Here is a 26,761-nt window from a genome sequence, read left to right on the forward strand (position 1 = left end):
ACTATTTTTCTTTTATTCTCATTTTTCTTATTAATAAATATGCCACTGTAGCTAATACTACAGATATAATGCTAAAGGTTGAGATAGTCATATATACATTTCTAGGTAAAATCCCCAAAATATAAAATACCCATTCTCCAATTTTTCCTGTTAAATATGGAAAATTTAAGGCCATTATATAAAATCCCATATTAAATATTATAATTAGTAATATTGGGATAATTGATATTACAGTCTTCATTAATTTATTGCATTTATAATAAAGCATAGTTATTACAAACCCTAAAATAAATGCCATTAAATATACAGATGCTTGAAATAAAAACGTATTAAAAAGCGTTTCTATACTATTACTTTGAATCCAACCATTATTAGCATAATTAGAAATATTAATATAATCAGTGTATATCATGTCATAATTAGTTGGACAATTAACAAAAATGTTATATATTCTATTTAGAATTATATCTATAAATGACATCCCTATAGATATTGGAACCATTGATAATACTGTTCCATAAAAGTAACTCTTTCTAGATAAGTTATTTCCCTTTATAAAATAAAAATTTTCCTTAAACATATTTAATCCCACAACAAATATAAATATTGCAGAAGAAAGCTCTATTCCTGATGATGATACCGCTCCATCACTATTATAAGAAAGTATTGTAAGGAGAACGCATATCGAAATGAATACAAAATAAAACATTAATATTGAATTTTTTAAAGAGCTTAAATTATATTTAACTACTGATTTCACCTTCATTATTTAACTTCCTCCTCTCCTGTTAAATGAATAAACAATTTTTGAAGTTCAACTTTTGAAATTTCTAATCCTAATTCTACTATTTCCTTTTTACTTTCTTTAGTTAATCCTCCAATGATTGTAGCTTCCTTAAATCCAGCTATAGTTTCTATATTAATACAATTCTTGCCTGCTAAATATTTATCAACTTTATCAGCGGCACCCGATACTAAGTAAGCTTCTCCTAGTAAGCCTTCTACTTCTCTATCACCTAAAACTTTCCCATCTTTAATTATTATTACTTTTTCCAAAATCTCTGAAACTTCTTCTATAATATGAGTCGAAAGCACTATAGTCTTTGGCTTATCTATATAATTTGCAACTAGTTCTTTATAAAACATATCTCTATGATTTGCATCCAATCCTAAGACTGGCTCATCAAAAAGTAATATTTCAGCTCCTGATGATAAAGTTATTATTATTTTGCATATTGAAGAATATCCAGTAGATAAATCTTTAAATTTTTTATCAACATTAAGTCCAAACTTTTTGCTTAAATTTAATGCATATTCCATATCAAAATTATTATAAAACTCTTTTGTCCATTTAAATAAATCCTTAATTTTTAAACTTGGCGGGTATAAATCTTGCTCTGTCATAAAATAAATCTTATCATTCAACTTATCATTTTCTATAACATTCTCACCATCTATTGTAATTTTACCTTCAGTCGGAAATATTCTATTAGTTATAAGATTTAGTAAAGTTGTTTTTCCTGCACCATTTCTTCCTAATAATCCATATATCTTATTTTCCTCTATTGTTAATGAAATATTGTCTAAAACTCTATGATTTCCATACTCCTTAGTTAAATTAGATATTTTTATTAATGACATTAGCTACTCCCCCTTTTTAATCATTTCTATAATATCTGTAGTGGAAATATTAAGCTTTTTTGCTTCTTCAATTAATGAAACTATATAATTAGAATAAAACTTATCTTTTCTCTTTTGTATTAACTTTTCTTTGCTTCCACTTGAAACAAACATTCCAACACCTCTTCTTTTATAAATAATTCCTTCATCTACTAATAAATTAAAGCCTTTCGCTACAGTTGCTGGATTAATTTTGAATTTTACAGATATCTCTGTTGTTGATGGTATTACTTCATCTTCATTAAAAACTCCATTTAAAATTCCATCTTCTATTGATTGTGCTATTTGAATATATATAGGTATTTCACTAGAAAAATCTAAATTCATAGCTACCTCCTTTTAACTTTCTAATATAATATATGTGAATTATGTTATTTGGTTCATTACTCATGTAATTAACTATATATCTTTCGAGACCTGTTGTCAATACTTGGAAACTAAAAAAAAACCCTATAAATAGACTCTCTTTTATCAGTGTCTATTTATATAGGGTCCATTTTAATAAACATCATCTTCTTTATTGGATTTAAAATTTAATAATCTACTATATACCACCATACATTATTCCAAGTATTATAACTAATGCTGTTATAGTCGTAAAACCATACTTAGCAAATAATAAAAATTTATTTCCAACCTTCTTACTTGCCCCCATGTTTATTTCTTCTAAAACTTCTTCTTTATCTCTCATAAAATAGAAGACTATAAGTACTATCAAAGCTCCAAGTGGAGATATAACTATTGTTATAAAATCTGCAAAATTATTAAATAAATTCATATTTAAATTTAATGGTATTGCTAGTATAAATAATATAATTGATATTAAAATTGTAGCCTTTTTTCTACTTAATTTTGTTTGGGACATTAAAGCTTCTACTGGTCCTTCCAACATATTTATGGATGAGCTTACAGCTGCAAATATTACACTTAAGAAAAATAACATTGATAGTATTTGACCTGCTGGCATTGATTTAAATATAGTTGGTAGTGTTATAAATAACAATGGTGGTCCTGACATAGGATCTAAGCCAAATGCAAATACTGCTGGCATTATAACAAATGAAGCTAATAATGCAGATATAGTATCTAATATTGCTGTACTAATTGCTGATCTTGGTATATCCATATCCTTTTCTATATAACTACCATATACAACCATACCACATCCATTTAGTGATACTGTAAAAAATGCTTGTCCAAGAGCCATTACCCACGTATTAACTTTAAATAAGTATTCCCACTTAGGTGTTAATAAGTATTTAACTCCTTTCATAGCTCCTGGTAAAGTTAATGATCTAAAAGCTAATAATATAAAAATTATAAAAAGTAATGGCATTATTATCTTATTTGCCTTTTCTATTCCTTTTGTGATCCCTATAATTACTATAATTAGAGCTATAAATATAGCAATTGCATTCCATAATATAGTTTCCTTACTTCCTGCAAAATTATTAAAGAAGCTATCTATCTGTATCTTATTTATTTCTCCTGTTGTACTTAAAGTAAAATATTTAATAATCCAGCCTACAACTACGTTATAAAACATAAAAACTCCTGCCAATCCTACTGCTGGTATTGCTCCTATTAATATTCCACCTTTTTTGCCCTTTTTTTCAAATGCATATTTTATTCCTGTTAATGATCCTCCATGAGCTGATCTTCCAAAAGTAAATTCTGTAATAAGACCTATAGAACCAAGTAATAATACAAATATAAAGTATGGTATTAAAAATACTGCTCCTCCATTTTGTCCTAGCCTATATGGAAACATCCAAATGTTACCTAGCCCTACAGCTGCTCCAATGCAAGATATTATAAATCCTGCCCTACTTGTAAAATGTTCTCTTTTCTCCATAACCTACATTCCTCCTTATTTATATATAAAAAAACCACATAGTCTCTACTATGTGGTAAATAAACAGGAATAAAAAATACCACATAGCATTTATCTATGTGGTTAAATTATCTCTATAAATCTGAGCATAATTAATATTTATAACCATCATAGACACAAACCTTAAATCTTGCTTACGGCTTGCATCTATAATTACTTTATAAATACAAGTCCTATCTATAATAGCTATAATAATAATTCATATTAACTTTTATTTCTTTAAAGTTAATTCTTTTGCTCATTCTTATTCTCCCAAACTACATTTTAGTAAATATTAGCACCCTATTATATAAGTGTCAACCCCTATAAAGTACAATATTTAAATAATTTACTATGTTTCCATTAAATTTTCTAAATATTATTTGAGCATTAAATGAAAATATGTTGAGTTTATGATATAATAACGAAATGAATAATATTAGAAATGAGGTCGGTTTTTAGTGATAACTGTATCAAACGTAAGCTTAAGATTTGGTGGACGTAAGCTTTTTGAAGATGTAAATATAAAATTTACTCCTGGTAACTGTTATGGTGTTATCGGTGCCAATGGTGCTGGTAAAAGTACATTCTTAAAAATACTTTCTGGAGAAATTGAACCAAACACTGGTGATGTTTCTATCGCTCCAAATACAAGAATGTCTGTTTTAAAACAAGATCATTATGCATATGATGAGTTCGAAGTTTTACAAACAGTAATAATGGGAAATAAAAGATTATATGAAATAATGGAAGAAAAAGATGCTTTATATGCAAAACCTGATTTTTCTGATGAAGATGGTATAAGAGCTTCTGAATTAGAAGGTGAATTTGCTGATATGAACGGTTGGGAAGCTGAATCAGATGCTTCTTCATTACTTCAAGGCTTAGGAATCGGAACTGACATGCACTACAAAAAGATGTCAGAGCTAGTAGGTGGAGAAAAAGTTAAAGTTCTTTTAGCTCAAGCCTTATTCGGTAATCCTGGAATTCTAATTCTGGATGAGCCTACAAACCACTTAGATATACAATCAATTAACTGGTTAGAAGACTTCCTTTTAAGATTCGAAGGAACTGTTATCGTTGTATCCCACGATAGACACTTCTTAAATACAGTATGTACTGTAATGGCAGATGTTGATTTTGGCAAAATTAAATTATATGTTGGTAACTATGACTTCTGGTATGAATCAAGCCAATTAGCATTACAAATGGCTAAGGATCAAAACAAGAAGAAGGAAGAAAAAATTAAAGAATTACAAGACTTTATTGCAAGATTTAGTGCTAATGCTTCTAAGTCTAAGCAAGCAACTTCACGTAAGAAGTTATTAGATAAAATAACTTTAGATGATATTCAACCTTCAAGCAGAAGATATCCTTTCGTTGGATTTAAGCCTGAAAGAGAAGTTGGTAATGAAATTTTAACAGTTGAAGGCTTAACTAAGACTATTGACGGAGTTAAAGTTTTAGATAATGTTAGCTTTAGAGTTAATAAAGATGATAAAATAGCATTCATTGGAGACAATGATATCGCTATAACAACTTTATTTAAAATAATAAATGGCGAAATGGAACCAGATAGTGGAGAATTTAAATGGGGAATTACTATAACAAAATCTTACTTCCCTAAAGATAACAACGAATTCTTCGATAACTGTGACTTAAGCCTTGTAGATTGGTTAAGACAATACTCAGGTAACACTGTTGAAGAACAATCCGAATCTTATTTAAGAGGATTCTTAGGTAGAATGTTATTCTCTGGCGAAGAAGCATTAAAGAAGGCTAGCGTATTATCAGGGGGAGAAAAGGTTAGATGTATGTTATCTAGAATGATGCTTACAAATGCTAATGTATTAATGCTAGATCAACCTACAAACCACTTAGACCTTGAATCTATAACTGCTGTTAATAACGGACTTAAAGATTATAAGAGTGTTATAATGTTTGCTTCTCATGACCATCAATTTATTCAAACTATTGCTAATAGAATAATAGATATTAAAGAAGATGGATCAATAGTAGATAGAGCTATGACATATGATGAATACTTAGAGTTCTCAGGTAAGACTAAATAAAGATTTATATAAAAATAAGGGGCTGTTGAAAACAGCTCCTTATTTTTTATAGATTATTTATCATTCTAATTTCTCTATATTTTACTCCTGAAAATTCATATTCAAATACTTCTTTCTTCTCAAATCCATTTTTTTCATATAAATCTATTGCGATAATATTATCAACCTCAGCACTTGTGTAAAGATTCTGATGTCCATATTTATCTACAAAGAACTCTAAAAATTTCTGTACTGCTACTTTTCCTATTCCATTATTTTGATACTTAATATCTATCATAAATCTGCTCATTGACCATCCATTAAGTTCATCATCAAAATCATATAAAATAAAGCCTACAATATTATTATCTTTATAAATACCTAATGGATATAAATTAGGCTCATATGCTGCTTGCACTAAAGAATACATATTGGAAGCAACAAATCTTTTCTGTTCTTCACTAATTTTTAATTCTATACATTCATTATAATTACTTCTATCAATTTCTCTAAATTCTATATTCATCTCTAATCTCTCCCTTAATACTATATTTATTTTTCTTCCTTAAACCCTCGTGCGTATTTTAAATATAACACAATACCAATTAATAAAGTACTAACTTCTGCTACGGGAATAGTAATCCAAACTCCTATTATTCCAAATAATCTCGGTAATAATAATATCAATGGAGTAACTATAATTAAGCCTCTCATAATAGAAATTATAAAGGATTCTTTTGCTTCATTAATTGATGCAAAAAATGATGTAGTTACAATATTTAATCCCATTATAAAGAAAGCAGTAAAATAAATTTTAATACCTTCATTTGCTATAGATAACAACTCTTGATTTCTCTCTTTGTTAAAAATATTAATTATCTCCTCAGAAAATACTATCCCTGATAGATAACAAAGAAGTCCAATACCTGTAGCTGTAATTAAAGCATACTTATATATAATTTTAATGTTCTTAGTTTTACCTTCTCCATAATTATTGCTTATTATAGGTTGTATTCCTTGTGCTATGCCAGTAAATATTGCAACTACTATCAAAGCAAGATTCGCTATTATTCCATAAGCGGCTACCCCTATATTATTAGCAATATTTAAAATTGTAAAATTAAATACTAGCATTATTACTCCTGACGAAAACTCTGTTATAAATGATGGAATTCCTAATGAAACTATATTTTTTATATAACCCATATTAATTTTGCATTTTACAAACTTAAAATTATTTGCCCTTTTAATAAAATGCATTGATAACACTATTAAACTGATTATTGGAGCAAGTCCTGTTGCAAATGCAGCTCCAAACATTCCAAGTTTAAAAGGAAATATAAATATATAATCTAAAATTATATTACTAAAACTTCCTAGAAGCATTGCTATCATAGATAGATTTGGATTATCGTCGTTTCTTACAAAGCATATTACTATATTATTTATTATAAACGCGCATGAAAACATTAAGATTGTTTTTAAATACATTCCAGCTAAAGGATTAACAAGCTCATCTGCTCCAAGTATACTAGCAATATCATATGAAAAGAGTATCCCAGCAACTGTTAAAATTAATCCGACCAACACTCCTAAAATAATTGCATGAGTAAAAATTTTATTTGCTTTTTTCTCATTATTCCTACCTCTATAAATAGAATATTTTGTTGCTGCCCCCATTCCAATCATTAATCCAATTCCACTAACTAAACTATATACAGGTAAAACTAAGTTTAATGCAGTTAATCCAATGCTTCCTACTCCATTTGCTACAAAAAATGTATCTGCTAATATATAACATGAAAGTCCTATCATACTAATAACATTGAAAGATACATATTTTATAAAATCCTTTAAAATATCATTACTTAATTCTTTTCTCATAACTCTTCCCCCTATAAATAAAAAAGCATTAGGTGGTTCATACCCAAAGGCCTAATGGCATGAATCCCTAATGCTTGCTATGCGAATATTATGTCCGGCGACATAACTACTCAAGACTATTTAATTGAAACAATATTATTACAATTTACTGTTATTGTCAATATTTAAAAATTCTAAAATAGTTTAATTATAATATTATACCTTGTATTATCTAATATTCTATTTCTCAATCATCATTTCTATACATTCACTAACGCTCGAAACATGATTATTTGCATAACCTTTTAATTCTTCTTCTACGTGATGAAAAGTGAAGCTATTCTTAGTTAATTTAAACATAGATAAATCATTATATGAATCTCCAATTGCATAAAGCTTTTCTATATCTAATTTATTAAGTTCTAATAATTTTTTTAGTCCATTTCCTTTTGAACAATCCTTAGGAGCTATATCAACAAAGTATTGATTTCTAAAAGCTTCTAAAGCATGTCCGTATTTCTTTATTAATAATTCTTTTGCTTCTTCAGCTTTATTTATATTCATATTTTTTGCAAATAAGCTTATAATTGAGTAATTTCTTTTTTCCGAAAATACATCTTCCTTTGATATTACACCTTTGAAGTAATCCATTAAATGTTCTATTCCACTAAAGTCTTCTGGTTCTATAAGATAATTACTTCCTTCATGTTCAAAATGAACATAAATATCTTCCTCACCTATAAAATCCCTAAATACCTCTTCTGCAACTTCATTACCGATATAATTATCATAAATTACATTATAATTACTATCTATTATTATAGATCCATTGCATGCAACTATATAATCATATTTTATTTCAGGATATTCATTAAATATTTTATGTATTCCTTCTAAGCTTCTTCCAGTTGATATTATGAACTTATGTCCCTCTTCTTTAAGTTTTAATATAGCATTTATATCTTCTTCCTTAATAGTATTATCATGTTGTACTAAAGTTCCATCTAAATCACAAGCTAAGTATTTCATCTATATACACTCCCCTAATATTTTCTACTTTCAAATTATAACATATAGTACTAATTTTAATTTTTAAGATATGAAATTTTGCACTTAATTATATTTTTCTTATCATGCTTAACATTAATTATTTTCACTACACCATTCTTTGTGAAATATAAATAATTATTTTCAAATTATATATAAGAAAATCTAAAATAAAAAGCAAAATAACACTGATATCATGTTATTTTGCTTTTTTATTTTAACTTATTTTATTTGTTATATTTTATATGAAGTAATTCGTGAGCCTTTCCATGTCCTGGTTCCCCCATAAATGTTTCATACATTTTATTTAAAGCACCATTTTCATGTGATTTTCTCTTCTTTAATACATTTTTATCTTGGTTATATAATACTGATGCTCTTACGCTTCTGATATCCATAGTTAATCTATCTGAAGCATTTACATGAGGTTGTCCACCACCATTTACACATCCACCTGGGCATGCCATTACTTCTATAAAGTGATAGTTTTTCTCATTAATTTTTCCACTCTTCATAAAATCAAATAGACTTGAAGCTCCATTTATAACTGCAACATTATAATTTTCTCCACCAATTTCAACTGTAGATTCTTTTATTCCAGCTAAGCCTCTTACTTGCTCATATTCTATATTTTCTAAATCTTTACCTTCAACAAAGTCTTTCGCTGTTCTTAGTGCAGCTTCCATAACACCACCTGTTGCTCCAAATATAGCACCTGCTCCAGTGTATTCACCCATTGCTGGATCTGCTTCACTATCCTCAAGTTTAGCAAAATCTATTTTTGCATCTTTAATCATCTTTGCTAATTCTCTTGTTGTTATTACAGCATCTATATTTCTTATACCGTCATTTTCCATTTCAGGTCTATCAGCTTCATATTTCTTAGCAGTACAAGGCATTATTGTTACTGTAAATATTCTCTTTGGATCTATATCAACAACTTGTGGGTAATAAGTTTTACTAGCTGTTCCAAATATTTGTTGTGGTGACTTAGCACTAGATAAATGATCTATAAAGTTTGGATAATAATTTTCAACTTGTCTAACCCATGCAGGACAACAAGATGTAAACATAGGGAATGGCCCACCAGTTTTAATTCTTTGAATTAACTCTGTAGCTTCTTCCATTATTGTCATATCTGCTCCAAAGTTTATATCAAATATCTTATCAAATCCAAGCTGTCTTAAAGCTGTATATACCTTACCTGTAACATCTATCCCATAACCCATCTTAAATAGTTCTCCCATAGCAGTTCTAACTGATGGTGCCATTGCTACTATAACATGCTTTTCCTCATCTGCTAATGCATCTTTTACTCTATCCATATGAGATTTTTCTGATAAAGCATCTACAGGACATGCTGCTACACATTGTCCACATAATAAACAATTAGTATCATCAAAGCACTTTAAATTTTCTGGTCCAACTATTTTTTGTCCATCTACTTCTATGAACTTTATTGATTCAGTTCCTGTCTTTGTTCTACATGCAGCTACACATCTTCCACATGTAACACACTTTGTTCTATCTAAAACTATTGATTTACTTCTATCATCTACATATTCAGATTTATCCGCAACAACAAAAGGCTTAGAAGCCCTTGCTTTAGTTTTTATTACTAATTTTAAAAATTCACAGTTTTCTCTTCTTTTGCATGGTCCACATTTGAATTCATGCTTATCTAATAATGATGAAACTGTACTTTTAACTTCTTCTTGAACTCTTTCTGTATTAGTGTTAATAACCATTCCATCTTCTGGAACAAGGCAACACGCTTTAACTAAATCTTCTTGTCCTTCAACTTCAACTAAACATACTCCACATTGTCCAACATTGCTACAATCCTCTAAAAAACATAAAGCTGGAATATCTATTCCGTTCTCTTTAGCTATTTTCATTAAGTTTTTATCATCACTCACTAGAATTTTATTTCCATTAATAGTTATGTTTTTCATTATAATTCCCCCTATAATTGAATGGTAAGTAAATTTCTTTTGTTACAATATTAACAATTTCATTTTACACCATATTTACAATAATTACTATCCTTTAATTATTATTGTTTTCTTCAACTTTCCCACTTATGATTTTACGCTAAAAATTGCACATGGACAATGTAAAATTATAACCAAAGGTGTATTCTTTTAGTTCTTTTTATTAAAATACAAATTAAATACTTAAATTTATATTATTTGATATTAATGTTTAGTATCTACTTTTAACTATGCGTATCTGCTTTCATTTCCCAATGTATAACAAAAGCTAGTATAGCTCTTAAAATTATTATTGCCGCTAATATATACATCTCATCTAAAGACCTTACAATTACTGTTTTTAATATTTCTGCCCCTAACTTAAATTCAAGTGCAAGTGTTAATGACTGCGCAAATTCTACTTTTATAGGATAATTATTTCTAGTGATTATATTTAGTATAAATTTATAAAAAGCCTTAACCGCACCAACTATTATTATCAATATTCCCATTGATTCTAAAAGATGTATGGCAAATGGAGTTACCAACTCAACAAAATGCTCTATCAAACCTATCCCCTCCAAACTTGTCTTTATTACCAATTATCTTTTATAATAAAAAATAAGTAAAGTGAATTTAAACAAATTTAGAATTTTTATTGCATTTTTATGTTAATATAATACTATAAAATATATTTATTTGAGGTACCATATGATACAAGTGTATAATAGAAAAACAAACAATTATGAAGTAGAAAAGGTCGCAGGAGGAAATTATATCAAATGGTCTTATGATTCACCTGTTGGAAAAAGCATAACAGAGCTTTTAGTTAAGAAAAAGTTATTTTCAAAGCTTTACGGAGCTTATTGCGATACTTCATTAAGCAAGAAGAAAATATCTAATTTTATAAAAGATTTTGATATAGATATGAATATAAGTTCAAGTACGATTGATGATTTTAATAATTTCAATGATTTCTTTGTGAGATCATTAAAAAAAGATGCAAGACCTATTGCATCTGATAATAACCTTCTTATTTCTCCTGGAGATGGAAGATTATTTGCATATGAAAATATTTCTTTTGATAAATTAGTTCAAGTTAAAGGAATTCACTATAGTTTATCTGAGTTAATTGGAGATAATGATATTGCTAAAGAATATGAAGGCGGAGTATGTCTAGTTTTAAGACTTTGTCCAACAGACTATCATAGATTCCATTTTATTGATAATGGAATCCCTATGCAAAGCAATTTCATAAATGGTAACTATTATTCTGTTAATCCAGTTGCTCTCGAAAGAATTCCTAAACTTTATTGTCAAAACAAAAGGGAGTGGAGCATATTTAAATCTGATAACTTCAACGATATTATTCATATTGAAGTTGGCGCTACTTGTGTTGGAACAATAATCCAAACATATACTCCTGGTAATAGGGTTTTAAAAGGTGAAGAAAAAGGCTATTTTAAATTTGGTGGCTCAACTACAATTCTTCTATTTAAAAAGGATACAGTTAAAATTGATGAAGATATACTAAATCAAACAGAGCTTGGATTTGAATGTAAAGTATTAATGGGAGAAGTAATAGGAAAAAGAAACTAATATATTCGTATTTTTAATAGTTTCTTATGAACTATCGAAGTAAATATTAGGGTATAAATTATAACAGGTAACTAAAGTAAAATTTCTTATATAATAAAATATATTATAGGAGTAAGTATTTATGGGGGATTTAATATATAGATTATTATTATTTTTAAATAGCAGTAAAGAAAATGATATTAATTATAATATTGCAATAACGATGCTTAGAAATATACGTTCTATTCCTGATATGTCCATAAATAAGCTAGCTGATCTTTGTTTTACATCTCCAGCTGCTATTACAAGGTTTTGTCACAAATTAGGGTATTCTAATTTGATAGAATTTAAAGAAAATATAAAAATAAATATAGGTCATTATAATGAAGGTCTTATGAAGCCTAAAGCATTGTATTATGATCTTTCAAGAGAAGATATATTAAATAATATGTCTTTAGAAATCATAAATGAAATAGAAACCTTTAAATCATTTATAGATTTAAAGGTTGTTGATAGAGTAGTTGAACTTATTTTTAATAGTAATAATGTTTGTATATTCGGAACACAATTTTCACAATTAATGGCTCAGGACCTACAGCGTAAATTAGCTAATTTGTCTAAACTTATATATCATGCTAATGATGTTCAAGAGCAGGAAAGATTAGCTGATGATTTGGATGAAAGTTCCTTAGCAATTCTAATTTCTCCTACTGGTAGATTTACTCTATATCATGAAAGACTTTGGGAAAAGATAGAGAAAAGTCCCACTACAGTAGTTGTTATTACCGAGCAACATAAACCTGAATATATAAAAAGAAGTGATTATATAATTTATCTGCCACCTAGAAATGATTCAAATGAATATGTTCAAAGTCACAGATATGACTTAAGCTATCTAATTGAATATATTTATGTTAGATACGGAAGCATGTATAAAAACATTTAATAGTAAAAAAGTAAAGGTAAAAAACTTAAGGAAATCTATTTCAGGCTAGCTTCAGTAACTAAAAAGGAACTCAATTTTTAAATTGAGTTCCTTTTTCATTACATAACTCATCAAGATGAGTTATTTCCTTAATTATTCATTATGCATTGTCCATTATAAATTGCATTAAAACTCTGCTCTTTCTACCTTTTCAATTTTTTCTATAACATCTTTAAATTGTGGTAAATAATCTTTATGAGCTAATAACATTTCATTTAATAACTTTCTTCCTCTAACATCATCAGCTACTAAAGGATTAGTTACCATAGCTAATAATGCGGTATTGTAATCTCCTGTATAAGCTGCTTCTGCTGCTAATCTTTCAAATGATTTTATTTGTGCAACTAAGCCTTGTGCAAATATTGGTAAGTCAGTAACTGTTTCTACTGGGACTGGACCATTCTTTCCTACATAACAACTTACTTCTACAGCTGACTCATCTTCGAATTGCTTTAAAGTTCCATTATTTCTAGTATTAACAGCAATTATAGTATTTTTATCATTATATATTCCATTTATAACGTTACATGCAACATCTGAATAATGGGCTCCACCACGTTTAGCTAATTCTTCTGGTTTTTCTTGTAGATTAACATCTTTATACATTTCAAATAATTTCTTTTCTACTTCCATTACTACTTCTGCTCTAGTCTTTCCCTTTTTAAATTCTTCTAATTCACTATTTATCATATCTCTTGTTTTGTAATAATATCTGTGATAAGGACAAGGAATTACTCCAAATGCCTTCATTGTTGCAACATCCCAATCGAATCCCTTTATATTTGCCATTGTTTGTGTCTTTGAATCAGGTGCTGTTAATTCTTTTATAACTTCTGCTGTAACATCATTACCATCTAAATAAACTTTTTCTGCATAAACCATATGGTTTAATCCAGCAAAATCTACTGTTACTCTATCACTATTTACACCTAATATATCAGCAAATGAATATTGTAACCCAATAGGAACATTACAAACTCCTACTACCTTTTTATGAACTCCATATCTTAATAAAGCTTCAGTAACTATTCCAGCTGGATTTGTAAAGTTTATTAACCATGCATCTGGACATAATTCACTTATATCCTTAGCTATATCTAATATTACTGGTACTGTTCTTAATGCTTTAAATAATCCACCAGCCCCATTAGTTTCTTGTCCTAAAAATCCATGACTTAGTGGAATTCTTTCATCTTTAACTCTTGCAGGTAGTAACCCTACTCTTAGTTGTGTTGTTACAAAATCTGCATCTTTTAAAGCTTCTCTTCTATCTAAAGTTAAATGAATATTCATTGGCACTCCTGCTTTTTCTACCATTCTCTTTGCTAGTGCACCAACTATTTCTAACTTTTCTTTACCTTCTTCAATATCTACTAGCCAATAATCACTTACAGGCATTTCGTCATATCTCTTAATTAATCCCTCTACTAATTCAGGTGTATAACTTGATCCTCCACCTATTGTAACTATCTTTAAGCCTTTTCTATCCATGTGCCCAACCCCCATAACATTTAATATTCTTTTTTCTATATCTTAATTATATCTGCACATTTCAGAAAACAATTTCAAAATTTGAAAATCTAATTTAATTTTAATTTTTTATAACTATATTTTTTATTTCAGTTTTAAACTTTTCTTCGTTACCATTGAAAATAATAAGATTTATCCCCATTTCTTTAGCCCTTTCTTTAACTGCAGCTTTCACAGGTTCTTTTGTTGCAACTAGAATCTTATATACCTTTTCTCCACCAATTTGCTTACTATAAACATCTAGCTCATTTAGAGCATCTTCATTATATTTATCACTATCCTTACATGATATACAAATAGGAACTGAATCCTTTACTGCAACTACATCTACTTCATTTCTAACAATTTTACTCTTATCATTCCATAAGAACATAACTCCACTTTTCACTTCATCTATTTCTTTAATTTCACTAATCATAATATTAGTTGCCATCTCAAGCCAAGTTCCACTTTTAAATATAAATGATTTTAAATATTCATTTTTAAAATTAACATGAATCTCATTATTAGAATCCTTAATATAATCTATTCCATTAATTTCCTCTAACTTGTTTAATATTTTATTTAATATGCTTTTTTCCTCTTGTTCTAAAAATTCAGCTTTTATAGTAACCTTTTTAGCGTCCTGATAATCATGTATGAAAATATTTGAATCATATAACTTTTGCTTATATTTATGCCATAGCCCTAAATTTTCATATATCTTTTTAGTTAAATAAATTAAATCCTCTTTATCACAAAGACTACTTGCATCATTTAAAAGTTCTCCTCCAGATGCCTTGATAAGATTATCTAATTGCATATCTTCATATTCTTCCTTAATAACTTCAATACTCTTACCAAATGTATATAAAAATTTATTTTTTATATCTACATATATTGAATTCAATAAATTATCTTTACTTATATTCAATAACGCCAAAGAGTTTACTCTGCTACCGCCGGTTAAATTAACTAATATATTTCTATTTTTATTTTCATTTATTATTTTAATTAATTTATCAATTTCGCCTTCATTGATAATTGCCTTATTAAATTTCACATTTGGAATATAGTTTTCATAATACCTTTTTACAGAATCCATTAGAATTTCGTTATTTTTATCATATATAAACAATACTTCCTTTGGATTAAATTTTTTAGTTGCTAATATATTTGCTTGATTATGCTCATCTAATTGGTTTATTAATATATCTACATTCATATCTCTAATCCTTCTTTTTTAATTTATATATTTCTAATTTATCCAAAGGGGATAATTTTATCCTAAATAAACATATATATATTATATTCCTACAATACAAAAAGAGAGATCTCATCAAGAAACCTCTCCTTTTGTGTTAGCTAAATAAATGTCTCGCTAAATGCACTCCTGAACATGATGCCATCATTAATCCTCTCGTTAATCCTGCTCCATCTCCAATAGCATATAAATTTTTAATATTTGATTCTAAATTCTTACTAAGTTTAACAGCATTTGAGTAAAACTTTATTTCAGGTCCATATAGTAAATTATCAGGATTCGCAAATCCCTTTACTACTTTATCCATCTCTAATATAAAATTAACTATATTAGTCATTGTTCTATATGGAATTCCCAATGTTATGTCTCCAGGCATTGCAGTTTTTAATGTTGCCTCTACTGAATTATTTTCAAGTTCTTCCTTCCAAGTTCTCTTACCATTTAATATATCTCCAAATCTTTGAACAACAACTTCTCCATTGGATAGTAGATTTGTAAGCTCAGCAACTTTATTTGCATATTCTATTGGTTTTTTAAATGGTTCAGTAAATTTATGTGAAGAAAGTATTGCAAAGTTTGTATTTATACTTTTCTTTTCCTTATAAGCGTGCCCATTTGCTAATGAAACACCATTATCATAAACTTCGGCTGCTACAAATCCATCAGGATTTTGACAGAAAGTTCTAACCTTATCTCTAAATGGAGCTACATTTCCAATAAATTTACCTTCATACATGAGTTCATTTACCTTTTGTATATCTCCTTCTGATTTCATTTCAAATCTTACACCAATGTCTACTACTCCAACTTCCTTATCTATCTTATGCTTATCGCATAAGGCAGATAAGAAATCAGCACCATTTCTTCCAACTGATATAACTACTTTATCAGCATAGTAATCTCCATTTTCAGTTACCACGCCTTTAGCCTCACCATTTTCGATTATAATATCCTTAACTATAGTTCCAAATATTATTTGCACACCGTTTTCCAATAAATAATCTTCTAATTTTCCATAAAGCTCTCTCGATTTTTCCGTTCCTAAATGTCTAATAGGAATATCCACCAAATTTATATTTTCTTTTTTTGCTTTATCCTTTATCTTCTTTATTTCATCTTTATGCTCTATTCCCGCTATATTCTTTTCTCCCCCAAATTCTAAATATATCTCATCACAATAATCAATTAAATCCTTTGTACTTTGATGTCCAATTATTTCTGGTAGATTTCCTCCAACTAAAACTTCTTCTGAATCTTTATCATATAAAGATAGCTTTGCATCAGAAAATGCTCCTGCTCCTGCAAATCCAGTAGTTATATTACAATATGGCTTACACTTAACACATTTATTTAATTTTGGTATTGGACAATATCTTTTATAAACAGATTTTCCCTTTTCAATAATTAAAATTTTCTTTTCTGGATTAATTTTTGAAAGCTCATAGGCAGTAAATATACCACTAGGTCCTGCACCCACAATTACAACATCATATTTATTTTTAATAAAATTCATTTGATAGCCCCCTTATATTGCGAACATTATTGTAAATCCATAAACAATTATACGCCATTTTATAGGAATATCAATGCTTTTTTATAATTTTAATATTTAATTTTCATATTTTTAGTAGAATTTTCTTAAAAAAATAAAAAATTGTAGTTACTACACTTATTTTTCTGATAACTACAATCTTGACTATACAAAATGTAGTTACTTTTTAAATTTTATAATAACTACATTAATCTTATTTAACTAATTCATTCTACTCTTTACTCTATATAATCATATAACATTTATCTAAATGCTAAGAAAAATGATTTATATAATAAAGCGGATATTAAATAACTCACTTCTTTTTTGCTTATAAAAAGCTCTAAATGGCAAAAACATTTGGCAAAATTCATATTTTAATTTATTTTAAGCAAAATAAAAACCCTGTAAATATGCTATTTACAAGGCTTTTCTGGTACGGCGGAGAGGATTCGAACCCCCGACCAACTGGTTCGTAGCCAGCTACTCTATCCAACTGAGCTACCACCGCATATAAATTTTTAACAATATTTATATTATCATAACTACCTAAATAAATCAAGCAACTAATTTTTATAAAATATTATACTTTATTAATTATTATATATATCTGAAAATTCCACTTCTAGCATTTGTATTTTACTACTTTCGTCTCTTATGCAAAAATCATCTTGTTCATCTACAATCGTTATAGGTAGAGTTATTATGAACTCACAACCATATCCCTCTTCACTTTTAAGCTCAATATTTCCATCCATAGATTTTACCAAGTAATTCACTAAATCCAATCCTATCCCACTTCCTGAATTCTCTCTATCTTTTTTATTAGATAGTTGATAGAATCTATTAAAAATCTTTTCTTGATATTCCTTTGATATTCCTGGACCCTCATCTCTTATAGATATAGTGATTTTATCTCCCATAACCATTATATTTATATACACATTTGTATTAGTATATGAAAACTTAATAGAATTTGATAATAAATTCATTATAATTCTATCTATAACATCTGGATCTACTGCCATTATGCATTCTTCTTCATTCGTATCGAATATAAGTTGTATATTTTTTTGTTTAGCATATTTATCTATACAACTTATAGTACTTTCAATCATAGATATAATATCTATATTTTTTTTATGTAAAATATAGTAATTATTCTCTAGTTTTGTTGTGTCAATTAGGTTATTTACTAACTTTAACATCTTCAGACTATTTCTTTTTACTATTTTCATATATTCTAGTGCTTTTTTATCATTAAGAGAAATGCTACCATAATCTATACATTGCATAATACTTAATATTACATTTAAATGTCCTCTTAAATCATGCGAAATATTAAGCAAAAAATTTTCTTGCTTACTGTTTTTATCTATTAATCCTGTTATGATACTTACTGACTCTTCATTTGTAAAATTAAAATTTCCATTTAATATAATTTCACTTATATCCATTTTATTATCTAATTTCCCCATAAATTCATTATTAATCATGATAATAATTCCTTTCATAACAGTTTTAGACTTTGTTTAAAGACTATATACATAGTTTACCATATGCGTATTTCTCCAACAAGTGATTTTGATTTTATTTTCCAAAATATTGAATATAACGTTAACTTTACATATTTTATATAAAATTATTATTATATTAATCCATAATTAACTCTTATATTTTATAAATATTATCATTACTTAAATATTACTTATATTAAAAAAAAATCTTAACAAACAATTTAAATTTATCTGTTAAGATTTTATCATTTTCAAGCTAAATTATAATATTTCTTATTTTATTCATCGCAAGTATTAAATAAATACCTGAAATTAATATACTAAATGATCCTAATGGATAAACTAAATTAATTAACGTTGGCAATGTCATTGAATAAATACATAATTTAAAAACATCTCCATAATTTATGTTAATATTATTCATTTTACTTAGAATTACTCCTACTAATGATAGTATAAATGAATTAAATAAAAGAACTACATAAGTATATAGAAGACTAAATATAAAAATACCATATTTTAATATCCCCATAATACTTGTCGCCATTAAAATTGTTTCATTATCCATATTATTAGAAAATAATGGAATATCTCTATATTTAAATGAAAGTACTTCATCATAAGCTCTATATGATATTCCGTCTTTCAGTATGGATACTGAAACATCCTTGTGAATTACAATCTTTCTTATAGTCTCAATTTCTTCAAGTGATATATTAGTGTTAATTAAAACAAGGAACTTCCCCTTTTCTCTTTTTATAGGAGAATTTTTAAAATCTAATATTCCATCCTTCATTTCGAATTCAAATTCATCACTAGTCATCATTTGCTCAATAGAATTTTGTATTGTTGTCACACTAACAAAATTCATAATTCCTGATATACCTCCAACTAGCACACTTAATAATATAGAATATATTATTGCATGAGAAAATCTTAATCTTAATAATTCTTTATATTTTCCTACTTTAAAAATACTAATTTTAACTTTATTTATAAAGCCTATATTATCTTTCATAATTACCTCCAATTATATGGAATTTAATGCTTAATAAATATTCTATCATATGTATTCGCTTTTATAAACAGATCTTATTTTCATAAAAATTTATTTTTAAGATTAAAGTTTGAGCTTTTTGTTAATGATTAATAGTATAAGTTGTAAGGAGGTATAAGGATGTATAATACTAAATCCAAACCCAAGAATAAAATTTCTATCTTTATGATTCTATCTTTTATCGCTTTATTTATTTTATTAGGATTTGGAGCAAATATTTACTTAAGCTCTCAATATAATGAGGTAACTTCTAGCTTTTATAGAGCCTTTAATAATTGTGAGTTTTCTGATGCAAAAACTACTTTAAATAGTAAAGTTTTATCTTTAAAGAAAAAACAACTTAATTCCGATTTAAATAATTACTTTACAGATATAGTTGATAAAATATGTACTTCTTTATCTAAAAATGAAATTAGTACTAATCAAGCCTTAAGTGTACTAAATGAAATTAAAAGCTATAATGTATTAAGTTCATCTTTAGATAAATTAATTTCAGCATTAGATGATAAAGATAGTGACGGCATAACCTCAACTACTGAAGATAATTCTAATAATGAAATATCTTCTAAAAATGATGATTTTAATACCTTAAATCCAAGTAATGATGCTAATGATATTTCAGCAGATACGGATAATTATTTAAATTTAGGTATTTCAGCCTTTAATTCAAAGGATTATTCAAGAGCAATGAAATATTTTAGTCTAATCCCTAGTTCATCAGATAATGATTATGAACTAGCTCAAGAATACATAGAAAAATGTAAGTCAAATTATAAAGATTACTTACTTGAATCAGCTGATGAATTAGTTGCAAATAAATATTATACTAAAGCAATTGATTTTTTATCTGAATATGATTCAAAATTATTAGCTAAAAATGATATAACTGAAATAAAAAATAAAATTAGTTCTATAAAGTTATTTAGAGAAGAATATCAAGGAGATGATTCTGAATATACTTCGAACGCGATTCTCCAATCTATAACACTTAATAATGTAAATACCTTATCTATAAGTAGTAAAACTAATTATTTTGTTTACTTAAATTTAGATGAACAAAAAACTTACGTTTATGAAGGCTCAACTAATAACTGGGATTTAGTTAAAGAATTTGATTGTTCTACAGGGCTTCCTGGTAAGGAAACACCTAAGGGAATATTTGCAGTTACTAATAGGGGGGAATGGTTCTTCTCTGACGAGTTTGGTCAAGGCGGTAAGTATTGGGTCCAATTTATGGGTGATTATTTGTTCCACTCTCTTCCTTTTGATGAAACACAAAGTGTTATTTTAGATGATACTCTTGGTACTCCTGCCTCTCATGGATGTATAAGATTAAATGTAGAAGATGCTAAGTGGTTATATGATAATGTTGCAAATGATACCAAGATAATCATTAATTAATCTATATAAATATTTTTAAATAAGCCATATAAAAAGAGATAATTTCTCACTTTATATGGCTTATTTTATACTATTATAAATCACATAAATTATATACTTAATTTATTTATCAATTATATGATATTATGTTTATAATAATATTATCGATTTTAAAGGTAGGGTAATAATGAATATATATATTCCAAATGAAGTTAAATTTATTATAGATACTTTTTATAAAAATAATTTTGAAGCCTTTATGGTTGGCGGTTGTGTTAGAGATTCAATTTTAAATAATTCACCTAAAGACTATGATATTACCACATCTGCAAAACCAGAAGATACATTATATCTTTTTGAAAAGACAATTCCAACTGGCATAAAACATGGTACGGTAACTGTGCTTATAAACAATAATCCATATGAAGTTACAACTTATAGAACTGAAGGAAAGTACATAGATAATAGACATCCTTCATCTGTAAATTTTGTTACGGATATAAGAGAAGATTTATCTAGAAGGGATTTTACCATAAATGCCTTAGCTTATAACAAATCAGCTGGTCTTATTGATTACTTTAATGGTCTCTCTGATATTGAAAGTAAGATTATTCGTTGTGTCGGAGAAGCAGATAAAAGATTTAAAGAAGATGCGCTTAGAATGCTTCGTGCAATTAGGTTTAGCTGTCAACTAGGCTTCGATATAGAAGAAGAAACTTATAATGCCATATTAAATAATCATGAACTAATTAGTAATATAAGTTTTGAAAGAATAAGAGATGAACTTTGTAAGATATTAATTTCTGAGAATGCTTCTAAAGGATTAAGATTATTAAAAGATACAGGCCTATTAGAAATAATTCTGCCTGAAATATATAAACTAAATAACTTTACTCCAAAGTGCACAAATCATAACAATAATATATTTCAACATACTCTTAATGTAATTGATAATACATATGATAACTTAATATTAAGATTATCTGCATTATTTCATGATGTGGGGAAACTAAATACTCTTACTCGCAATGAAAATGGATTTTATTATTTTCCTAATCATAATATTGAAAGTTCAGTAATGACTAAAAAGATATTATCTAAATTAAGATTTGATAACAGTACTATAAATATAGTTTGTAAGCTAATAGAACACCATTTAGTATTGAATGTTAATTATCTACCATCAAAACCTGAAGTAAAAAAATTATTAAACATTATTGGAAATGAAAATATAGCCCTTTTATTTGATTTGCAAAGAGCTGATATTAATTCCTTAGATAATCCTAAAATATTTTTAGCTAAAGTAGACTATATAGCTAACTTAGTATCTGAAATAATAGATAATAATGAGCCTCTTAAAATTAAAGATCTTAACATAAGTGGTGAAATATTAATAAAATCCTTCAATTTAAAACCTGGTAAGCTAATTGGAGATACTTTAAACTTTTTATTGAATAAAGTCTTAGAAAATCCAGATTTAAATACTAAGGAATCATTATTAAAACTCTCTCATGATTTTATAAGCATCTTATAAACCCGTTATTTATCTTTAAGTACTATTAACTAAAACTTTTTAAGCTATGTATTTAAGAGTATATTTAACTAAAAAATACAAAAGTGGATGTATTGAATTTTCCTAGCATACTTAGCGAAGGATAGTTGGTACATCCACCTTTATAATTTTATATTACAAATTTACAAATTCATTTTTTCTTCTTTATTTAAGCCAAATAAATAAAGATAGCATTCCTTAACTTCTTTTCCTGTAATCTTTTCTACAGCATCTTTATAATATTTAATTTGTATTTTATACTTGTCTAAAATTTCACTTTCTTTTCCATGCTCAACGTAATCAGTTTTATAGTCTAATAAAATAATTTTATCTTCTTCTTCAAATATACAATCTATTATACCCTGCAACCTAACATTTTCATTCCTATACAGATCTTTTGGCAAAGTACTATCAATATTTAAGCTACTTATTTCAGTATAAAAAGGTAATTCTCGTTTAACTAATTTTCCTGCATTAAATGATCTTAAAAGTCTTTTTCCCAAATTACTCTTAAAAAAGCTTATAAAACTAATTTTTTGCACAGCTTTTATTTCTTCTTCAGTAAGTAAATTCTTATCTTTCATAGAATATATTTGAGTCTCTATTTCTTCTTTTGTATTGACTTTATTCAAATCTAGCTTTTGCATTATAAAGTGCGCTATTGTACCTCTTTCTGATGCTGATAAACCTTTTTTCTCTTGTAGGAATTTTGGTTTTAATACTTCTTTATCACTAAAAATATTTACTGTAATAACATCATCATTTTCATTATTATAAAGAGATCTTTTCAAATCAGAAACAGAAACATTACTAGGCAACTTACCTGCTAAATCATATTTATATTTATAATTTAATCTTCTTTCAATTTCTTTATCTATATGATCCACATCCGAATTAATAAACAAATCTGTTTCTTCATTTTCATCCACAGCTACTTCATTTTTTTCCACAGTTAATAAATTTTTAGTCCACATTTGTGTCTTCCATGTTGAAAAGTCATTAACTATTGAACTATTATTTGCTCCAATATATTTTCTTAGTTCTTCTCCATCTCTGTGCTTACATATAGCCATTCCAATCCAATCTAAATAACTTTTACCCTTTAATACTTCTGATGCTGGAACAATTTCATCATCTAAAGCTGCTGACGAAGCCCATCTTGAGATTGATTTTTCTAAGTTTCTTGTGGCCCCTGTAATAATTAGTTTTTCTTTTGCTCTTGTAAATGCAACATATAGTATTCTCATTTCTTCTGAAAGAGTCTCAAATAATATTTTTTTCTTTATTGCTTCTTTAGCTAATGTACTATAAGAGTTTCTTCTTTCTAAATCAACATAGTCTGGACCTAATCCAAGATCATCATGATATAAAATAGATTTATTTAAATCCATTAAGTTAAATTGCTTACCAAAACCACATGTAAATACTACTGGAAATTCTAGTCCTTTACTCTTATGAATACTCATTATTCTAACAACATCTTCATTTTCACCAAGTATTTTTGCACTTCCCATATCTCCTGATGAATTCCTAAGCTTATTTATAAAATTAATGAAGTTAAATAATCCCTTAAAGCTAGTTTGTTCAAATTGTTTTGCTCTTTGGAATAATATTTTTAAATTTGCCTGCCTTAGCTTACCATTTGGCATAGCTCCAACATACCCATAATAAGCTGTATCCATATAAAGATACCAAATGAATTCATCTATTGGAGTATAAATTGATTTATTTCTCCATTTTCCTAAATTATTTATAAATATCTTGCATTTATTTTTAAGTTCTTCATTTACTTCATATATGTCATCAGAAACACCTTTTATTATTTCATAGAAGTATTTTTCCTTATCTAATAATCTTATATCTCCAAGCTCTTCTGCACTAAAACTTACTAAAGGTGATCTTAATACAGAAATCATAGGAACATCTTGCATTGGATTATCTATAACTTTTAATAATGACATCATTGTTCTTATTTCTATAGTTTCAAAATAACCTGTTCCTGTATCAGCATAAACAGGTATTCCTTCAGATCCAATCTCTTCTAAAAATATTTCAGACCAATTTCTAGTTGCTCTTAATAATATAACTATATCCTTATATTTTAAAGGTCTATATTCTCCAGTCTCCTTATCCAATACTTTAAATACTTTACCTGTTTTAGGATCTGGATTTAATAATTCTTTTATCCTTCTAGCAACTATCCTTGCCTCTAGTCCTATTGAATCAATATCTTCTTCCTCTTCTACTAAACCTTCACCATCATATTCTTCTACTTCAGTAGTATATTCTCCTGACTTATCAAGAATATGAAGTTCTATTGGTCCTGCTATCATTGTATTTTCATCATTATTTTCTTTGTAGCTGGCTCCAAGATTAAGAGCTTCCTCATCATTATATTCAAGTTCACCTACAGTCTTAGACATTACTTCTTTAAATATATAATTTACTCCACTAATTACTTCTTCTCTACTTCTAAAGTTCTTATATAATTGTATTTTTCTATTTAAATCACCATCTTCTAGTGGATATCTGTTATATTTATCTAAAAACAATTCAGGTTTTGCTTGCCTAAATCTATAAATACTTTGCTTAACATCTCCAACCATAAAAACATTCGGATTTTCTAATGTTTTTCTAGAAACTAAATCTATTATTGCTTCTTGAACATTATTAGAATCTTGATATTCATCAACTAAGACTTCATCAAAGTATTCTCTAAAGCCTTTTGCAACGCTAGATGGATGTATATTATCTTCTTCATCATTTTCTATAAGTATCTTTAAACATAAATGCTCTAAGTCATTAAAATCTAGAAGATTTCTTTCTCTTTTCTTTTCTTTAAATCTATTTATAAATTCTAATGTCAATTGACTTATCATTTTCATATAAGGGTATGAATTTTTTATTCCATTTAAGGCATCTTCTACTGTCATTGAAAAACTATCTTCAATCAACTTTGATGTTTTCTTTTTGATGCTATCTCTTATACCCTTGACTATTTCTAAACTTTCTTCATCTGAAACTTTATCTTTTTTAACTGATTTTAATCTAGAAAAACTTATATTATTGATAGAAGAATATAGTTCCTCTATTCCTAAACTTAGTGATTCTTCAATCGACTTAAACATATCTAAATCATCTAAGAATGTTGCTTCATATGGCTCTAAACCTTCAGTATCTCTTATTATACCTATAGCCTTTTCTAACATCTTAATATATCCATTTACTTCAATATTTATAGTTTCTTTCAATATATCTATCCATATAGTTTTATTTAAATCATCTATAGTTTCTATATTAAACTTTTCAGCATTATTGATTAACCATTTTTCTGGCCAAGGCCCACTCATTGAAAATCTATATAAATCTAGTATTATATCTTTTAATCTTTGATCATCTCTTGAGCCACTGTATGCTTCTATTAGATTTCTAAATTCTATATTTTCACTTTCATAGTAATCCTCAAACATATCATTTATAACTTCTAATTTTAGCAATGTATTTTCTGTTTCATCAGCAATTCTAAATGTAGGATCTAAATCTATAACATGATAATAGTTTTTTATAACATCTAAACAAAATGAATGCATCGTAGTTATATTAGCTCTACTCAAAAGAGTTAATTGCCTTTGCAATACTTTTGAATTTGGATTTACCTCTAAAGCCTTTGATATTGCAGCTGCTATTCTTTCTCTCATTTCTGCTGCTGCTGCAGATGTGAATGTAACAACTAATAATCTATCTATGTCTACTGGATTGTTTTCATTAGTTATTATTCTTATTATTCTTTCTACTAAAACTGCTGTCTTTCCTGAACCAGCTGCAGCAGCTACAAGTAAGTTAGATCCTCTAGTTGTTATTGCCTTAAGCTGATCATCAGTCCACTTTGTATCTCCCATAA

General features: G+C 27.3%; 20 protein-coding genes and 1 tRNA gene. 5 read left to right on the forward strand and 16 right to left on the reverse strand.

All coding sequences use genetic code 11. From position 1 onward, the window contains the following. Position 1: 1 nt before the first annotated feature. The 4 genes from I2E83_RS10155 to I2E83_RS10170 form a co-directional block, all read right to left on the reverse strand. Positions 2-766 (reverse strand): hypothetical protein, encoded by a 765-nt coding sequence (locus I2E83_RS10155; protein ID WP_195263930.1) that lies wholly within the window; start codon positions 764-766, stop codon positions 2-4. Further along, on the reverse strand, positions 766-1,641 hold the full coding sequence (locus tag I2E83_RS10160) for an ABC transporter ATP-binding protein (protein ID WP_195263931.1): 876 nt from the start codon (positions 1,639-1,641) through the stop codon (positions 766-768). The genes I2E83_RS10155 and I2E83_RS10160 overlap by 1 nt, the downstream gene beginning before the upstream one ends. Before the next feature lie 3 nt (positions 1,642-1,644). Further along, a complete protein-coding gene (locus I2E83_RS10165) occupies positions 1,645-2,007 on the reverse strand; it encodes a GntR family transcriptional regulator (protein WP_195263932.1) in 363 nt (120 codons plus the stop codon). A gap of 217 nt (positions 2,008-2,224) precedes the next feature. Then, on the reverse strand, positions 2,225-3,535 hold the full coding sequence (locus tag I2E83_RS10170; protein ID WP_195263933.1) for a sodium-dependent transporter: 1,311 nt from the start codon (positions 3,533-3,535) through the stop codon (positions 2,225-2,227). A gap of 479 nt (positions 3,536-4,014) precedes the next feature. On the opposite strand from I2E83_RS10170, the gene I2E83_RS10175 reads away from it, so the two are divergent. After that, a complete protein-coding gene (locus tag I2E83_RS10175) occupies positions 4,015-5,625 on the forward strand; it encodes an ATP-binding cassette domain-containing protein (RefSeq protein WP_195263934.1) in 1,611 nt (536 codons plus the stop codon). 46 nt (positions 5,626-5,671) lie between these two features. Here I2E83_RS10175 and I2E83_RS10180 read toward each other — a convergent pair whose 3' ends face one another. From I2E83_RS10180 to I2E83_RS10200, 5 genes are all read right to left on the reverse strand, one after another. Further along, a complete protein-coding gene (locus I2E83_RS10180) occupies positions 5,672-6,130 on the reverse strand; it encodes a GNAT family N-acetyltransferase (protein ID WP_195429665.1) in 459 nt (152 codons plus the stop codon). 26 nt (positions 6,131-6,156) lie between these two features. Next, on the reverse strand, positions 6,157-7,488 hold the full coding sequence (locus I2E83_RS10185; protein ID WP_195429667.1) for an MATE family efflux transporter: 1,332 nt from the start codon (positions 7,486-7,488) through the stop codon (positions 6,157-6,159). Between the two features lie 219 nt (positions 7,489-7,707). Beyond that, positions 7,708-8,496 (reverse strand): Cof-type HAD-IIB family hydrolase, encoded by a 789-nt coding sequence (locus I2E83_RS10190; RefSeq protein ID WP_195429668.1) that lies wholly within the window; start codon positions 8,494-8,496, stop codon positions 7,708-7,710. Between the two features lie 245 nt (positions 8,497-8,741). After that, positions 8,742-10,469 carry a ferredoxin hydrogenase gene (locus I2E83_RS10195; RefSeq protein ID WP_195263938.1) on the reverse strand — a complete coding sequence of 576 codons (1,728 nt, stop codon included), beginning with the start codon at positions 10,467-10,469 and terminating at the stop codon, positions 8,742-8,744. A 263-nt stretch (positions 10,470-10,732) separates the two neighbouring features. Continuing rightward, positions 10,733-11,056 carry a DUF1622 domain-containing protein gene (locus tag I2E83_RS10200; RefSeq protein WP_195263939.1) on the reverse strand — a complete coding sequence of 108 codons (324 nt, stop codon included), beginning with the start codon at positions 11,054-11,056 and terminating at the stop codon, positions 10,733-10,735. Between the two features lie 142 nt (positions 11,057-11,198). Here I2E83_RS10200 and I2E83_RS10205 point away from each other — a divergent pair, with 142 nt between their 5' ends. Then, a complete protein-coding gene (locus tag I2E83_RS10205; protein WP_195429669.1) occupies positions 11,199-12,086 on the forward strand; it encodes a phosphatidylserine decarboxylase in 888 nt (295 codons plus the stop codon). A 121-nt stretch (positions 12,087-12,207) separates the two neighbouring features. Continuing rightward, a complete protein-coding gene (locus I2E83_RS10210) occupies positions 12,208-13,011 on the forward strand; it encodes a MurR/RpiR family transcriptional regulator (protein WP_195263941.1) in 804 nt (267 codons plus the stop codon). A 165-nt stretch (positions 13,012-13,176) separates the two neighbouring features. On the opposite strand, the gene I2E83_RS10215 is transcribed toward I2E83_RS10210, so the two are convergent. The 6 genes from I2E83_RS10215 to I2E83_RS10240 form a co-directional block, all read right to left on the reverse strand. After that, complete coding sequence (locus tag I2E83_RS10215; protein ID WP_195263942.1) at positions 13,177-14,541, reverse strand: 6-phospho-beta-glucosidase; 1,365 nt, start codon at positions 14,539-14,541, stop codon at positions 13,177-13,179. Positions 14,542-14,641: 100 nt separating this feature from the next. Beyond that, positions 14,642-15,784: a DUF1887 family CARF protein gene (locus I2E83_RS10220; protein WP_195429670.1), complete on the reverse strand. Its 1,143-nt coding sequence runs from the start codon at positions 15,782-15,784 to the stop codon at positions 14,642-14,644. 136 nt (positions 15,785-15,920) lie between these two features. Then, the gene (locus tag I2E83_RS10225) at positions 15,921-17,336 is read right to left on the reverse strand and encodes an FAD-dependent protein (RefSeq protein WP_195429671.1); all 1,416 of its coding nucleotides are present in this window, start codon (positions 17,334-17,336) and stop codon (positions 15,921-15,923) included. A gap of 452 nt (positions 17,337-17,788) precedes the next feature. Continuing rightward, positions 17,789-17,865: transfer RNA gene (locus I2E83_RS10230), tRNA-Arg, on the reverse strand. An 82-nt stretch (positions 17,866-17,947) separates the two neighbouring features. Then, the gene (locus I2E83_RS10235; RefSeq protein ID WP_195429672.1) at positions 17,948-18,850 is read right to left on the reverse strand and encodes a HAMP domain-containing sensor histidine kinase; all 903 of its coding nucleotides are present in this window, start codon (positions 18,848-18,850) and stop codon (positions 17,948-17,950) included. A gap of 277 nt (positions 18,851-19,127) precedes the next feature. Beyond that, positions 19,128-19,889 carry a DUF1189 family protein gene (locus I2E83_RS10240; RefSeq protein ID WP_195429673.1) on the reverse strand — a complete coding sequence of 254 codons (762 nt, stop codon included), beginning with the start codon at positions 19,887-19,889 and terminating at the stop codon, positions 19,128-19,130. 159 nt (positions 19,890-20,048) lie between these two features. Between I2E83_RS10240 and I2E83_RS10245 the strand changes: the two genes are divergently transcribed. Both I2E83_RS10245 and I2E83_RS10250 read left to right on the forward strand, forming a co-directional pair. Continuing rightward, positions 20,049-21,329 carry a L,D-transpeptidase family protein gene (locus I2E83_RS10245; RefSeq protein ID WP_195263946.1) on the forward strand — a complete coding sequence of 427 codons (1,281 nt, stop codon included), beginning with the start codon at positions 20,049-20,051 and terminating at the stop codon, positions 21,327-21,329. A gap of 166 nt (positions 21,330-21,495) precedes the next feature. Next, positions 21,496-22,842 (forward strand): CCA tRNA nucleotidyltransferase, encoded by a 1,347-nt coding sequence (locus I2E83_RS10250; protein WP_195263947.1) that lies wholly within the window; start codon positions 21,496-21,498, stop codon positions 22,840-22,842. Positions 22,843-23,003: 161 nt separating this feature from the next. Here the strand turns inward: I2E83_RS10250 and addA are convergent, their stop codons facing one another. Next, positions 23,004-26,759: a helicase-exonuclease AddAB subunit AddA gene (addA, locus tag I2E83_RS10255; protein ID WP_195429674.1), complete on the reverse strand. Its 3,756-nt coding sequence runs from the start codon at positions 26,757-26,759 to the stop codon at positions 23,004-23,006. Between the last annotated feature and the right edge of the window lie 2 nt (positions 26,760-26,761).

Source organism: Clostridium sp. D46t1_190503_E9, from assembly GCF_015555225.1.
In the GTDB taxonomy this organism is placed as follows: Bacteria; Bacillota; Clostridia; order Clostridiales; family Clostridiaceae; genus Clostridium.